Below are 15,487 nucleotides of genomic sequence, written 5' to 3' on the forward strand. Positions count from 1 at the left end.
ATAAATGGATTTTTTGGCTCGAGCTGGAAGTTCTCTAGAGCGCGCGCACCGTCTTGCTGGTGTGCTTCTTGGTGTGATTTTTGTTTTAATCGCAATTTTATTCTATTTCGTTAAGGCAAACTCAGAGATTAAAGTTGAGTACGAGCGTTTGAGAAACGAACTTAAGGTTTATGTTGTGCCAGGAAGCATTTCTGGTATTTATCAGCCAACGCAGCCTGATATGCTGCTACGTGAGTTCTCTTCATTTGTTGTACAAAGTTTGAGCACATATACATTTGCAAATATTGAGTCGCAATATAAAGAAGCGAGAAGCTTTTTTGTGAAAGATCTTCGAAAAGTGACGGATCAAGCATTTAAATCTAAAATTTTGCAAGTCCGAAATGATGAACAAAGCTCAATTTTTATTGAAGATAGAGATTCTTTTAAGGTTGAAACTCTTGGTGATGGGCGAAACTTGGATGAAACGGTTTACCAAGTCACAATGAGAGGTCTTAGCCAGTATATTATTGGTGGCTCTGTTGTGGAAGCTGTGCCTGTTAGAATTCAAATGAAATTACTTCCAGCTTTTATTGGTAAGGACAACCCGTTTGGATTTGTGCTTAAAGAATACAAAGCGACAGAAATAGAGAAAACGCCATCGTGATTGCCATAAGGTTTAAGGGAAAAAGCTTTCTTCTGGGAGTTTTAACTCTTTGCATATTTGTGCTGACTTTTCTGTCTGTGGCCTTTATTAAAAATATGGAATCACTTTTAAAATCCTACGACACTGTACGTAGTGAAGGGCGTATTTATATTAGCCCTGGTGCATATGGTGGAATTTACCAAGTGAATGAGAGATATCAAGATGTAAAATATTTCTCAAAATGGGTTGTAAGGCAACTTCATATGTATGAAAAAGAGAAGTTTTTAAAGCAATACCTAGCTGTACAACCTTTCTTTTCTCCAGAGCTTCTTGTGACTGCTGATAACCACTACCGAGGTGTGGCATCAGCTGCTGATGGCAAAGAGAGTTATGTTTCTATTGACCATGCTCAAATTGAAGTGGATGAAGTTCCTGCAAAAGAGCGCCATAGACGCGGAGAAAAAGATTACTTTGTGATCGTTTATGCGACGGTTCATGAGTTTGGTAGAATGGGGGTAAGTGACCCTTTGCCACTACAGATTACAATTCGATTAAAATCTGTTAGTATCACTAACAGTAACCCTTATGGGTTTGTGATTTTGAATTATACAGAAAAAGAAAAAGCTAAAATAGAAAGAGCTGCGTAATGCGTTTCGTTAAAGTTTTCATGTTGAGTGCACTTATGTTTGTGTCTACCCCATCTTTTGCAGATGTGATTAAATGGTACGGCCCAACTCAAACAATGACACTAGGACTTTCTGATACAGATATCTCGCACATTGAGTTTCCTGAAGAAATTACAAACATCACAATTGAAAATAGTGACTATGTAGATGTTCTTGTTGTTGAGGGGTATGCAAACCGTGCGTTTCGTATGCGTTCACTCCTCCCCAAGATGGCAACGCGTGCCTTTCTAACAGGTGCAAGTGGTAATACTTACATTGTGATTATGACGACAGACGTTCCTTACCGCTCTTTTGTGCGTATTGAAGACGGTAACCGTTTGAGTGAGATTGCACGCAAAGTTTCTAAAAAATTCAACATGACAGATCTTCTTCGTGCCATGTCAGAAGATGCTGAGCTTCCAGGTGTAACGCGTGAAACTCATGTGATTCCAAACTGGTTTAAAGGTGCAGGCCTGAGCTTTGAGCTTTCAGAAGTGTGGCAAACAGCAACGCTTACAGGGCTTGTTGTGCATGTGAAAAACGACTATCCAGTTCCAAATGAGGTGAATCTTCCAGCCATCTCTCTACCAAAGACAAGTGAGTGGGGAACGCTGCGTAAGGCTGCTATGGAAAACATGCGCCTTGCAGGTAAAGGGAAAGCCAACGATACAGGTATTCTATATTTGATGTTTGCACGATAGGAGAAAATTGTGTATACCTTTTGTCTCGTATAAGGACAAGGTGAAATGAAACTGGTACAAAAAACAACGATTTTTCTAGCTTTAGTACTAACAGTGGTTAGTCCAAAGGCGTTTAGTTACGATAGTGCTGTTGCTTACCAAGCTTGGTATGTTCTCCATCAAATGGAAAAACAAGCTTCTATTCCACGCGGCCTTTTAATGGCTATGAGCCTTGTAGAAACAGGGCAAGCAATGGAAGGGAGCATTCTTCCTTGGCCTTACACAATTAATGCAAATACAAAAACTCTTTACGTCACTCAGCAAGATCTTAAAAAGAAACTTCCATACATGGAACGTGCTGGCGTGCGCTCAGTAAGTTTATCTTGGAGAGGTTCTGAGGCTAAGAAGTATAAGCTAGATGAAATTGAAAATGTTATTGCAGATCTTCCGAAAGAAAAGCCTTTAAAAGCTAAAATACATTCCTTTAGTAAACGTTATCAAACGAAGAACGAAGCTGCAAACGTGGCGAGAAGTCTCATTTCTTTAGGACATAATAACTTTGATGCTGGCCTTTTACAGGTAAACTGGATGTACCATGGTGAAAACTTTAAACAAGTCGACCATGTCTTTGACCCTTCTAAAAATGTGACTTATGCCGTGAACTATCTTAGAAAGCATAAAAAAGATCGTGACTGGTGGCGTAGTGTTGGTCGTTACCATTCTGGTACAGAAAAGCACGCAAAGCGCTATATTGAAAACGTTTGGGAAATGTACCAAAAGGTGCATAGGCTTCCGAGCGTGTAGTGAGGCTTTATGCTGAAACTTTCTCCACAACAAAAACAAGCTGCAACTCATCAAGGTCATAGCCTTGTTTTGGGTTCTGCGGGAACAGGTAAAACAACTGTTCTTTGTGAAAAGGTGAAACAGCTTTTAGATCGTGATATTGAAGGTCGCGATATTTGTGTGGTTCTTTTTACTTATAGAGCTTGTTTACATGTTGAGGTGGCCCTGCGTGAATACCTTGGTGAGCGTGCAGAGCACGTTACTGTTGTCACGCTAAGAGATCTTTGTCTTGAAACTTTAAAAGATGTAGAGCTTGAGGATGCTGTGGCAGATGGCCAAGATATGCGACGTATCTTGCGTTATGCAATGCGCTCTGTAGAGTTTGCGGGCACAGTAAAAGAAGCAGAGCATATTATTCGTAAGTTTTACGGCCAAATGGAAGAGCCGCAAGAGAATGAACGTCACGCAAATTTATTTACAGCTTATCAAAACTATATGAAGCAATATGGCTTTATTGATCGTTTTGCTTTGATTCGCAAATCTTTGGCTTTGTTAGAGTCAAGTGAGGCCTCTAAAGTTCCTTATCAGCATATTATTGTCCCTCATGTACATGAGGCAACTCCTGTGCAGCTGATGTGGCTTCTTAAGCATCATGATAGTGCAGAGCTCACTTGTTTTGCAGATGATAATCAGCACTTGTTTGTACATGATGGTGCAATAGGTGGCGGTGTTGTGAAGCTTTTACAGGAAGAGCATGGTTTTCCATTGTTCCACCTTGAGACGAATTATGTTCAAGATCAGGGCATTGGGCGGGCGGCTGAAAATTTTGTTGCAGGCGCTAAAGGGTATGTGAGAAAGAAAATACAGTTCTCTCGTTCAGGAAAAGGGCAGCTTCAAACGCGTATATATAAAAGCTATGCAGATGAAGTTTCTGCTCTGATGAGTACGATTCATGAAATTCTTTCAAAAGATGACTCACAAAAAATTGCTATTTTAACGCGTCATGATAGAGAGGCTCAGCGTATTGAGCGCGTGCTTCGTACAAAGGGCTATGGAGCGCATATGGCCTCTCGTGCAACACCTATTTGGGAGTTCCCTGGGGCTATTCTTGTACTAGATCTTCTTGATCTTCTGTTTGATCAAGCAAAGCCACAGCAACTCATGAATATTCTTACATCGTTTGGTATTAGCCACTCATTAACGCAAATCCTGTTTAGAGAAGGGCTTGTGTCTGAGAAATGGCTTGCAGAGGGTGCGCCAATCCCGAAAGGGTTAGACCTTCCTAAAAATGTCTTCTCTGAGCTTCAGCTTGTAAGGTCTAGATTAACGAAGCCGTATGAAATTCTTGTGAAGCAGCAAGCACCTTCACGTGATGTGTTTAAATCAATTGTTTTTGACCTTCTGCAAAGTTTGGGCGAGGAGGCTAAGAGAGATGCCCTTATTGCGACCGAGTTTGTTCTATCGTTTGAGGGTAAGGTTAAAGACCTGCCATCTGTCGCGAGAAAAACCTTTAGTGATTTCAGTAAAGATAAGCCAGTGGTGGTATCACCTGTTCATACAAGTCAGGGCCTTGTCTGTGATGTTGTAATCATTCCGTTTGTCTCTGAGGGCATGTTCCCGTTCACAGGCTATACATCCATTGGTAAAGATATGCACCATGACCGTCGTTTGATGTATCAAGCCATCACGCGTTCAAAACATCAAATTATCCTCTCTTGCCATGGCGAGCCTTCACCATTTATGGATGAGTTAAAAGCGCTCTTTTCTCAAGTAAGCCATTAAGTTGCAAATTTCTGACAGGGGCTCTTCTTTTAAAGGGGAGTTGTTCAGTTTTTGTTTGGATGCTGCTGAGAATTCAGTACTCTTGTAGGGTGCAGAAAAAATGGAGTGCATTATGGCCGTTAAAGCAGCAAAGAAAACTTTGAAGAAAATGCCAACTGCGAAGCAGATGGAAGCTTTGAAAAAAGATGATAAAAATTACATGGCTGCGCTGGAAGACAGTGTGACGTTTCTTGATGGGCGGCAGCAGGCCATTTACGCAATTGCGCGTAAGTATCACTTAGACCGTGATGAGCTTTACCAAGAAGCTTATGAAACACTCCTGACTTGCCTGCGTGACTTCACTCCAGTCTTTCAACAGGCTTCTGGTAAAATCATTTCTGTGCAATTTACAACATTCTTTGGTAGTCGTCTTGAAACGCGCGCGATGGAGCTGCGCAACCGTGACCCTGAATACCAAGCACGTGCAGCCTACATTAACGATATGAGTGATGAGGAGAAGGAAGCATTCCGTAAAGACCCTCCACTTCTTGTGCAGCACCTTGACCATGAAATGAACATGCATGATGGCCTTGAGAACGAGGTGTATGAATCTCGTGAGGGTAGCAAGACAGATGTGGCTATGAAGATTCTTCGTGATAGCTTCTTTGAGAAGAAGATTGAAGAGCTTGTTGAGCGAGAAACAGACGAGAAAAAGCGCGCAGCCCTGATGTACGTTAAGGTTGGTGGTGTTTATAATTTCCAAGAAATTGCTTACCATTTTGGTGTGACTGACTCTCGTGCTAGTCAAGTTATGAACGAGCTTATGGATGCGTTTTACATCCAACGTATGATTGATGGCAGCCTTGAAAGCGTTGCTCATGATTTTGAAAAGCTGAAATTTAACGATAAGCGTATTATCCGTCTTGTTACAGAAGCGGTTAAGAATTCAAGTGAAGAGCGCGGTCAGCTTATTGGTGAAACATTTAATGGTATTAAGGGCCTTGATAAGGCCATTAGTGCCATCTCTTCTGAAAAAGAAAAAGCCCAAATTGAAGAGAAAAAGCCTGCGAAGAAGAAGGTGAGCCATTACGCGCCACCATCTTACGAGGACATCTTTACTGAGGAGGATAACGACAAGTTCCCGCTTGTTGGTGTTGAAGTTCGCCCAATCGAAACACTTAAAATTCCTGAAATGACATTTAGACCGCCAGAGGTTGAGGAAAATTTTGACCAATTCTTAGAGGTCTTTGATGCATCAAATAACAGTCTGTACCCAGCGCTTGTGGCTGAAGACGGGACTGTGATTGATGGTGCGTGGCGTTTACGTGCTGCGAAGGAGCAGGGTGTAGACTCTTACGTGTGTATTACACGTCGTGTGAGAGATCCTCTTGAGCAAAAAATCCTTCGTATTAAGGTGAACCATGCCCTTCACCCGCCTAAGAAGATTGATCTGTACTACGCAATCGGTGTGCTTTCAGATGAGGGTATGTCCCAGCAAAAGATTGCAGATGCTCTTGGTACAAGCCGCACAAACGTTCTTGTTTACGTAAAGGTGCGTGATAAGGCTTCTCTGAAGATGCGTGCCTTGTATGAGGATGGTTTGATTCAGATTACGAATGCAAGTAACTGTGCAGATTTGGCTGAAGATCAACAGGACCGTATTGCGGCGTTTATTCGTAAATATGGTGTGGTTTGGTCAAAAGGTGCCAAATTTAACGAGCTGTTTGAAGCGATTCATAACGGTAAAATTGATGGTCTTGAGGCGAAGCTGAATAAGACGCTGCCCGATCAAAAAGCCCCTGTAGAGACATCTACAGCTGTTATGGCACAATCTGATAGTAAGCTTGTTTCTTCACTGCAAAGCAGCATTAAAACATATGAGCAAAGCCTGAAAGATAATGAAATCTGGGCCGCGCAGCGTGAAGGTGTGATTACAAGCCTGCGTGAAGAGCTTGATAAGGTAAAGGCAGACTCTGAAGCCTTGAAAAAAGAGCTGGATGCCGCAGAACTTATGAAGTTTGGTAACCCTAAAGCAATTGAGGAAGAGCTTGAAAACCTTAAGCGTTTTTATGGGGTGACTGAACGCCTCACAGGTGCAACGCATAATCTGAAAAAAGCCTCTCGTGAAATTAATAAAGTGCCGCTCAAGCGTAAGCAGTTGGTAGAAATTGATGAAATTATGGACTCTCTTGAAGAGGCGTTGAATACTTTTAGGGTCACTGTAGCGAGCCATAAGAAGGTTTAAAATCAGCACTTGTCAGTTGTTTATGGCTTGTTTTCTCTTGCTTGGCACCATAAACTTTAGGATGAGTGTAATTTAAGGGTATAGCTATGCTTTCAAGGCTGTTTTTTGTATTTGCCATTTTAATGGGTGTTTCACCTACTTTATTAGTCCATGCGCAGGAAATGGACCCTGCGAACCATGATGTATATGATTCTTCTTCTGGTGGATATGCTCCTATTACGCCTGGTAAGGCCTTGAATGTAAATAGCGCGGCAAAGTACGGTGTACTTGGTAATATTGGTCGCCCTGTCACAGGTGGTAGTTCTGTTGCTGCAAGTGATTTTCAGTTAGATGATACTGCTATTGGTGGTCTTTTGCATGGTGATGCTAATTCAGCACGTGAAAGAACAGAGCTTATGGGTTGTAGTGCTATGGACTACCATGCGTCAGCCATTACAAGCTTAAATACAAATGAAGACCATGTGAGAGAGTATGTCGATTCTCCAATGGGAACGTTTATGCTGACAACTCTTTTAAATAGTCCAGCTATTGCATCAACCTTTAACAGTGTTGAAGCCTTTGGTGCTAAGCGTGTTCAGCTTATGCAGGACCGTTGCCAGGCGATGCAGGCAGATGCAACTGTGAGTGCTGAAGGGATGATGCGCTGGCAAGCTTTGCAGGCTTGTGTTGCAGAAAATGCTAATCTGGATACAGGTGGTACTGTAAGTTCTAGTGGAAGTATGAGAAGTGAAGACGAAGCGGTGTCTATTGCAATTGCTTATAGAACATGCTTGTACGGTTCTCAAGGCCAAGATGGCACGTTTTCATCAGATAGTGTACAGGCTTTTGGGCCTGGTGGAGCAGATGTAGCACCATCAGCCGCGACATCTCTTGAAGGTGCTATGAGAGAGCATGTGCTTATGTTTGATGGTGATGAGCCAAGTTTATGGACAGGAACGCTTTTCCATGCACTTCGAAATACAGGATTTTGCATAATGGAAGGTGGTGGTGCTGAAACAGCCTTCACTTCAGCAACTGGTGATGCACAGTGTGCCCTTATGGCAGCTATTCCAAATGTAAGGTGGTGTGCAGGTTCTCAAAAGTATAACCGTGAGTGTTTAGATGATGGAAAGGTGCGTATGTCACGTGCCACCTATACACCTCAGCAAGTGTTTGATTTGATCTTTGCATTTTCTGAGTTAGAGCTAGGGTATAGGGATGCATATACACGTTGGTTAATTGAGGAAGTGGGGACGCCTTTGGCTGAGGAAATTGCGATTAAAGGGGAAAATATATACAACCCAATGACTGGAAGGCCTGTAGATGATGCTGGTGTGACCCAAAGGGTTGATGAAGTAAAGCTTTTTTCTGGCTGTATTTCAGGTGGTGCCATAGCAAACGATGCTGAAGATTTTAATGAATATATTGATCGTGCAATTAACCTAGATACAACTGATGACTTAGATGCTGATACAACAGTAAGTTTCTTTGGTGGAACGACGTTAGGGGCATTGCAATCCGCTCCTGCTGTAACCCCTCCAGACTTGTATGCAGTACTTTCTAGTGGCGTGCTTGATGATACTGGGATTGCTGGGCAAGTTTCAGCTAAGATTGGTTCTGATTTGGTAGATGATATGTACCATACGAGAATGTTTGCACAAATGGTAGTAACTGCAACACGGTGTGTGATGAAGCACCAAACGCGTTTGTCTCTTATGGATCATATTAAGTTAACTGAGCTTGCTGATGAGGAAAAAATTGGTGCTATGCTTGCAATTCGTATGAATATTGCGCAAACAACAACAGAGCTGATGTATAGGCATATTAAAGAGAAATTACTGTTTGCTCAACTTGATATGCAAAATGGTGGTTCTTTGAGTAGTAGACGGGCCACGCCTCCACATGTTTTGGCATCTTTAGACACCCTAATTAAGGTGATTGATAATCAATTAGAATACATGGAGTCTTTGAGTGAGCGTCAAACAGGTATGTCAAATCTATTGAGTGTGCTTCGGAGAGAATAGTTCTCTATAGGTAAAACTCTAAGTTTGTGATGCTAAATAAAAGGGGTTGCTGATTGCAATCCCTTTTTCTTTGGGGTATTCTTACGGTGTAAATTTATATTTTAGCTTAAGAGAGGGCGCTTTTTGTGTACCGTTTTTCTTTGTGTGAGGAGAAGTTTAAATGACTGATGAATATGAAAAGCAACAGTCTTCAGAAAATGCTGAGGGATTACAGTTAGCTGTTCAGCGATTTAACGAGCTCCCACCTGCTGGTAAGTATGCCCTGATCGGGGTTGGTCTTTTCTTTGTTATGGTTATTTTATTTAGAGGTGGTGGCGGTGGCTCTCAGCCTGCGCCTCGCGTTGTACAATCAGATGTCTCTCGTGCAAGTGTTCAAAGTCTTGAAAAAGCTAATTCATCTCAAGAGGATTTGTTTACAACTGTTGAGGCGGAGCGTGATTCGTTGTATCGAGGGTTTGTGTCTCAGCAACAGGTTGCTTTATCTAAGCTCAGAGATGATGTGAAAACCGAAATGGATGCACGTGATTCCCAGTTTTTAGAAATTCAAAACCGTGTGATTGAGCAAACATCCAAGCTTGATGAGATGATCCGCACATTTGAGGTACAGATTCGCTCTATGCAAGAAGATAATGTTGAGTTTAGAGAGCAGATGAGTCGTCTTGCTGAAGAAGCTCAACGTCAGGGTGTTCGCCAAGGTATGGGTATGGGTGGTACGCCTGAACGTAGAAGGCAGAGAGTTTCTCAAACCCCTTTAGGTAGTGGCGGCGTTGCTGGCGGTATCAGTGGCCAACCGCTTATTCCTGGAATTATTGGTGGTGCAACGGGTGGTAATGTGCGCCTTGATAGAAATGGAAACGTTATTGGTCCTGTCCCTCAAGAAATTATTATTGATGAGCCTAACCCATTTTTACCTCCTCTTGGCTTTATTAAAGGCACGCTTCTTAACGGTGTAGACGCCCTTGCAGGGGCGGGGGTTGCAGCTCCAGCGCTTGTACGCATGTCTGGTGTTTATAAAACAGCTATGAACTCTACGGTCAATCTTGATGGGTGTTTAATGCTTGTTGAATTTGAAGGTGAAATTTCAACTGAACGTGCATTAGGTAAACCAAGCCAAATGACATGTGTGTACCCGGACCGTGGTGCTGTAACGTACTCTGTAACAGGTTATGTTGTTGATGCTAAGGATGGTATTGTTGGGGTTCCAGGTGTGTTTTATGAGGGGGATCCAAGTAGGCTTGCTGCTGCCTTTGCTGCAGAATTCCTTGCGGGTGTCGCTTCTCTTGTAGAAGAAAGCCAGGTTACAAGAACATCTGACCTTGAAGGTAATGAGCAAACAACAGTTACAGGAAGCCAAGTACAGGCACAGCTGGCAAGTGGTGTGAACGACTCTATTCAAACGTTAAGAGATTATTTGGTTGAACGTTTGGACCGTGTACAGTCATTTATTCGCTTAGACTCTACACGTGATATTCACATTGTTATGTTGAGTGGTATTGAACTGCGTGAAGCAGGAAACCCTTGGACACTTCTGTTTGATGGTATTGCTTTAGATACAGCAACAGAGGCTGCAGAAGCTGCAGCAAAGCAGGCCCAAGCTCAGCAAGCTTCACAACAGAATGAAAACTTTTAAAACAATAAAAACAAGGTATAAAATAATATGAAACAAATCAGAATTTTCGGTGCGATCCTTCTTGTGTCGATCTCTCTTTCTGGATGTAAGTACTATGGTAGTGCTGTTCCACCAGAGTATCCAGTTTCAATGGATGATGCCTTGGATGTAGCAACGGATAGAAACACTGTTTCAGGCGGTATTCAGCGCCCTATCGTAAGAAAACTTACACGTCCAGCTATTGACCAGCCAACATATGTACCTGAAAAAGAGCTTGCGGTTGTCGCACCTCCAAAAACGCTACTTGTATGGTCATACCCTCATGTAACAGATGATAATACACGTGTGTTTGGTAACTGGTCTACAATCTTTATTAATGATCGATATGAGTGGATTCCACCAAACAATGAAGTTGCAGCAGAAGAAATGACATTTGGAGGGGGCTATGGGGCTTCTCGATAAGGATGTGCATGCACCAATACGTCCAAACCGTATTGGTGAGCAACTGCCATATTTTGAATATGAAGACAAAGAGGATTCTGACTACCATGGATACTATCTCTTAAAAGATGGTTCTCTGGGTATTGCTTGGAAGACTGCTATTCCTCCATCGTACTCATATGACCAAGGGTATTTACAGACGAACAATGAATTTAGAACATTCATTGAAAGTGTACCTATGGGCTATGAAGTCCAGATTACGATGACTTCACACAATAACCTGACTGATAAGATGAAAAAGTACCTGTCTCTTGAGTCAGGTGCTGAAAAAGGGAAAATTCTTCGCCATTCCCGAGCTGAAAAATTGTTAGATGCTGGTTTTAATGGGTATCAAGTGAGTGATGCAAGTTTCACAATGCTTCGTGATACTTATATGGTGATTACACTGCGCTCCCCAACATTTATTGAAAATATGGGACTACTTGCAACAGTTATGGAATCACTGTTCCAATTGTTTGCAACGGTGTTTAGTGCTGTAGGTTTAGACCTTTCAAAAATGATGGATGGTTTCCTAACCAAAATGGTTCGTGAAAACATGGCTGAATTTTCTGAGGCTGTGATGTCTGCGGAATCAACGCTAAATGAAATGTTTGGTATTGGGGCGCCATCTCGTATGGACCCTGCGGACATGAAAAGCCATTACTGGACAATGTATGCGCCATCTTACAAAGAGCCAGGGCAGCAAGTTTCAGTTGACCCTCATGTTGATTTGAACAACCAAATGTTCCCGCTCCCGATTGAACAGGACTTTGATATGATCAAGGTTGGGAATGATTATCATGGCCTTGTGATGATGGCAATTATGCCTGACAGTGTTGGCCCTGATTACCTAGGTGTGATTCGAAGAACGCTGATTACGCAGTACACATTCTTTGTCAATATTGCGCAAGCAAACCAAATTTTTGAACGAGCAGCGTTATCTGTATCTTCAGCACTGCGTAGTCGTGTTGCGACGATGTTTTCTAAAGAGGAAGCTGTTGCTTTTGCTGAAGAAGCCTCTCAAGTTAAGTTCCGTATGTTTGATGGTCGTAAAATTCTTTACATTATGTGCGGCGTGATTGTTCATGGTAAGTCTCGTAAAGAGGTTGAGAACAAGATGCTTCGCATGAACTCTACATTTAAGAAACTTTCTGTGGTTCCTGATATGGAACGTACAATGTCTCTACAAGGGATTAGCTATAGTTTCCCGCTTTCATGGCGTAATAACTACACGAAGCCATTTGCAAGAACACGTCGTGTCCTTTCAGATGACCTCACGGACCTTCTACCTTTCCATGGGCACTGGGGTGGTCACGATTATCCTCAGTCAGTTTATGTGAACCGTGACGGTGAAATTACCTTCTTTGATCATACGTCTCCAGATTTTGTGAACTGGCACTACGCGATTACTGGTACTTCGGGTTCTGGTAAATCGTTTGCCGTGGTTGACTTAACGCTGCAGCTTTTTGCAGCAGGTGTTGAGAAACAGTTCCTGATGACAATTAAGGATGACTACGACCGCTTTGCTCAAACAATGGGTAAACTGGTTATTATTGACCTTGATAACGTTTCATCTTGCATTAACCCGTTTGCTGGCCCTATTACAAAGCACCGTTTACAACAATGGTCTACAGCTCTTGAGCTGATGATTCAAAAGGGTAGTGATGTTGAAGCTAGCATTATGGAAAGCCGCCTAACGGAGCAGATTGTACAGTACGCATATGAGCTTGTACCTGAAGGTGATGTCCTGCGTCCAACATGGATCCGTGAGGCTTACTTCAAGTTCCCTTATGTAAGTGAAGAGCAGCGTGCGATTGGCTTTAGCCATGCAGAGCTTGTGGGTTCATACTGTGAAGATGGTATTTACGGAAAACTGTTTGATGGATTCCCTTCAATTACTGAAGATGACAAGCTTGTTGTCTTTAACCTGCAAAACGTACTGAGTGAAAAGATTTCAGACGTTATTGTAAACGCGATCTTTACCATGCTTGATAACGTGATGTACATGGGTGACCGTGCGGCTAAGAAGCACCTTCTGGTCGATGAGATGATTACGATGATTACCTCTAAGGGTGGTGCACAGGTTGCTAACCAGTTGAAACGTGCGTTCCGTACATATCGTTCTTTGAACTGTATGTGTGGTATTGCTTCTCAAAACGAGGAAGATTTAACAACTGAGGTTGGTCAGGCTATTATTGGTAACATTACCAAGCGTATGGTCCTTAAACCTCGTCGTGAAATGATTCCTCTTCTCATGGAAACTCTAGGGCTTCGTAGTGAACGTCACCAAGCGAACATTGAGTCGCTTGAAACAAAACCTGGTTTCTATAGTGAATTTTACCTCATGTCACCATCTGGTGAAGTTGTGTGTCGCTTAATTACAGATAAGCTGACGTATGCGATTGCAACAACAACACCTGAAGATGTGGCAGAGATTAACCGACTTAGACAAGACAATGGTGGAGATTGGTGGAAAGCAACATTGCAATTTAGCCAAATCTACCCGCATGGTGTTCGCGCCGCGATTAAAGCCGCACGCCAGCAAGAAGGAGACGCAGCGTAAGCTATGGTACTAAAACGTAAACTCCCTACAAAAAATGACGCTGAAGCAAATGCAAATAAAGATGCTGCAGCCTCAACGCCTGCTGAAAAGCCAGAGGTGAAAGAGGAAGCTGAACAGCGACCTTCTCGTTATGCGGATAAAGCAAAAGAAGATGCGGCGGAAGTCGCTGCTTCTGCTGAGCCTGTAGCTCCTGCTGAAAAACCTGCGCCTCAAGCGGAAGCTCCTGCCCCTGAAGCGCCAAAAGAAAAGCCTAAAGCCACGCCTCTAAAAAGAAGCATGCCGAAAAAATCTGAATCTGCTGATAAGCCTAAGAAGCAAGAAAAGAAAGCAGAGGCCCCGAAAAAGCCTGACGTTCCTAAAAAAGTAGAAGAAAAGCCAAAGGCAGAGAAAAAGGCTGCTGAAAAGAAACCTGAGCAGAAAAAAGCTGAGCCTAAGCAAGAGAAGCCAGAAACTCCTCAAGCTGCCGCTCCGGCACCAACAGCCCCTGTTAAGGCACCACCACCTTCAGATTTTAAAGTTCCAGATATAGCCCCTCTCGGAGTACCTCCGGAATCTGAGAGTGCTCCTGCGCCTATGGTATCGCCAAGCGATGAAATGGCCTCGCCTTCTGACAATAAAGAAAGTGCAATGCCTTGGATGGAGCAAAAGGCAACGCCAATGGAAGCGCCAAAAGAGCCTGCTATCGAAGAAAAACCACCAATTCCAGATAATGTGGAAACACCCACAACACCTGCTGGGGGAAGTTGGCTTACAGATGATGTTACACCTCCATCACTTGGTGGCGGCGAAGTACCTGAAAAGCCAGAAAGCGCAGCAAACCCATTTAGTGTTGAACCCATTACACCCCCTTCAATGACACCTCCGCCAATTTTTGGCGAGGGTGAGGTAGAAGAAAAACCTGCAGAGCCTAAAAAAGAAGATAAGTCATTTTCTTTTGGTGGGGCAGGGCAGCCTCCTTGGAAGCTAAATGACGCGGGAACATCTAAAGGTGATGACAATAACCCGCCAGTTCTTCCTGACGCGTTCCAAGTTGCAAAAGATGTTGGTAAAAAAGGTCTTATTGGTAAAGTTGTAACCGTTGTTATTGCTCTTGTTGTGATCGTATTTGCAGTGAAGATGTATAACCAGCGTGATAAGGCAACAGAAATGCTGGCCCGTTGGACAGGGACACTCAAGCAAGTAAGTGAAGAAGTACCTGAGACAGCTGAAGATAAGACAGCTCTTGTACAGCCTGAAAACATTGTACAACCAGGTCAGGATGAAGAGATTGTTCAAAGCGATGATGTTGAGTCTGAAATTTTTGACGAGCTACCAGACCTAGAAGAGTTTAGTGTTGGCGATACACAAATTGAAGTGCTTGATGTGCCACTTGATGAAGCTGGTCAGCCTATTGTTGCTGGTGATGACGATGAGATGCCAGAGGACCTAAGCCTCTTTGCAAACATTCAGCGTGCGATTAGTGATGCACAAACAGAAAAGAGCGTTGAAGAAGCTAAAGAAAAAGGCTTTGATGTTGAGGCTGGTAAAGCTGAACCAACAGAAGAAGAAATTTACTTACGTAACAGAGAGATGACTTTAGAGCTTCAGCAACAGCTTGCTGAATATCGTAAAGCACTTGCTGGTGAGTCCGATCCTTTGAAGAAGCCAAAGCCTTCTGAGTTTTTTGAGAATGCGTCAGAGGGTGGCACAGAACAGGCGGTGCTTCAGCCGCCACAGCAAGAGACTGCACGCTTTGGTGCGAACCCTTACGACCTTCCTGTTGTGCCTGAGCCATCAGGTGAGGAAGAAGTGCCAACTGTACGCACACTTGCCGATTTTGAAGCAACCATGTACGAAAAACAGGAAACACGTATCAGAATGCCACGTGGTATTCGTCCAAAATTGGAAAATTCTGATATGGTAGCCCTTGAAATTTTATCTTTCGTACCCAATAGAGGTATTATAGCCTTCCATCAGGGACGCGAGGGTGTTCTCCTGATTGGTGAGTCGATTGAGGGCTGGGAATTGGTTGCAGTATTTGAACATTATGCAGAGTTCAGCAACGGTACCCGTCGCCAAACAGTAACAATGAGATAG

General features: G+C 43.1%; 11 protein-coding genes. All 11 read left to right on the forward strand.

Annotated elements, in window-relative coordinates; genetic code table 11:
• Window positions 1-4: 4 nt before the first annotated feature.
• The 11 genes from VX730_04510 (at window position 5) to VX730_04560 (ending at window position 15,487) form a co-directional block, all read left to right on the forward strand.
• Window positions 5-643 carry a hypothetical protein gene (locus VX730_04510; GenBank protein MEC9291645.1) on the forward strand — a complete coding sequence of 213 codons (639 nt, stop codon included), beginning with the start codon at window positions 5-7 and terminating at the stop codon, window positions 641-643.
• A 95-nt stretch (window positions 644-738) separates the two neighbouring features.
• Window positions 739-1,269, forward strand: coding sequence for a hypothetical protein (locus VX730_04515; GenBank protein ID MEC9291646.1), 531 nt, complete (start codon window positions 739-741; stop codon window positions 1,267-1,269).
• Window positions 1,269-1,988, forward strand: coding sequence for a type-F conjugative transfer system secretin TraK (locus VX730_04520; GenBank protein ID MEC9291647.1), 720 nt, complete (start codon window positions 1,269-1,271; stop codon window positions 1,986-1,988). Before VX730_04515 ends, VX730_04520 begins: the two co-directional genes overlap by 1 nt.
• A 45-nt stretch (window positions 1,989-2,033) precedes the next feature.
• Window positions 2,034-2,771 (forward strand): transglycosylase SLT domain-containing protein, encoded by a 738-nt coding sequence (locus tag VX730_04525; GenBank protein ID MEC9291648.1) that lies wholly within the window; start codon window positions 2,034-2,036, stop codon window positions 2,769-2,771.
• A 9-nt stretch (window positions 2,772-2,780) separates the two neighbouring features.
• Window positions 2,781-4,532 carry an ATP-dependent helicase gene (locus VX730_04530; protein ID MEC9291649.1) on the forward strand — a complete coding sequence of 584 codons (1,752 nt, stop codon included), beginning with the start codon at window positions 2,781-2,783 and terminating at the stop codon, window positions 4,530-4,532.
• Window positions 4,533-4,644: 112 nt separating this feature from the next.
• Window positions 4,645-6,756: a hypothetical protein gene (locus tag VX730_04535; GenBank protein ID MEC9291650.1), complete on the forward strand. Its 2,112-nt coding sequence runs from the start codon at window positions 4,645-4,647 to the stop codon at window positions 6,754-6,756.
• A gap of 86 nt (window positions 6,757-6,842) precedes the next feature.
• Entirely contained in the window at window positions 6,843-8,759 is a 1,917-nt protein-coding gene (locus tag VX730_04540) for a hypothetical protein (protein MEC9291651.1), read from the forward strand.
• A 160-nt stretch (window positions 8,760-8,919) separates the two neighbouring features.
• Entirely contained in the window at window positions 8,920-10,389 is a 1,470-nt protein-coding gene (locus VX730_04545; GenBank protein MEC9291652.1) for a TrbI/VirB10 family protein, read from the forward strand.
• 27 nt (window positions 10,390-10,416) lie between these two features.
• Window positions 10,417-10,830: a hypothetical protein gene (locus VX730_04550; GenBank protein ID MEC9291653.1), complete on the forward strand. Its 414-nt coding sequence runs from the start codon at window positions 10,417-10,419 to the stop codon at window positions 10,828-10,830.
• A complete protein-coding gene (locus tag VX730_04555; protein MEC9291654.1) occupies window positions 10,814-13,411 on the forward strand; it encodes a hypothetical protein in 2,598 nt (865 codons plus the stop codon). Before VX730_04550 ends, VX730_04555 begins: the two co-directional genes overlap by 17 nt.
• 3 nt (window positions 13,412-13,414) lie before the next feature.
• Complete coding sequence (locus tag VX730_04560) at window positions 13,415-15,487, forward strand: hypothetical protein (protein MEC9291655.1); 2,073 nt, start codon at window positions 13,415-13,417, stop codon at window positions 15,485-15,487.

Source organism: Pseudomonadota bacterium (assembly GCA_036141575.1).
In the GTDB taxonomy this organism is placed as follows: domain Bacteria; phylum Pseudomonadota; class Alphaproteobacteria; order UBA2136; family JAPKEQ01; genus JAPKEQ01.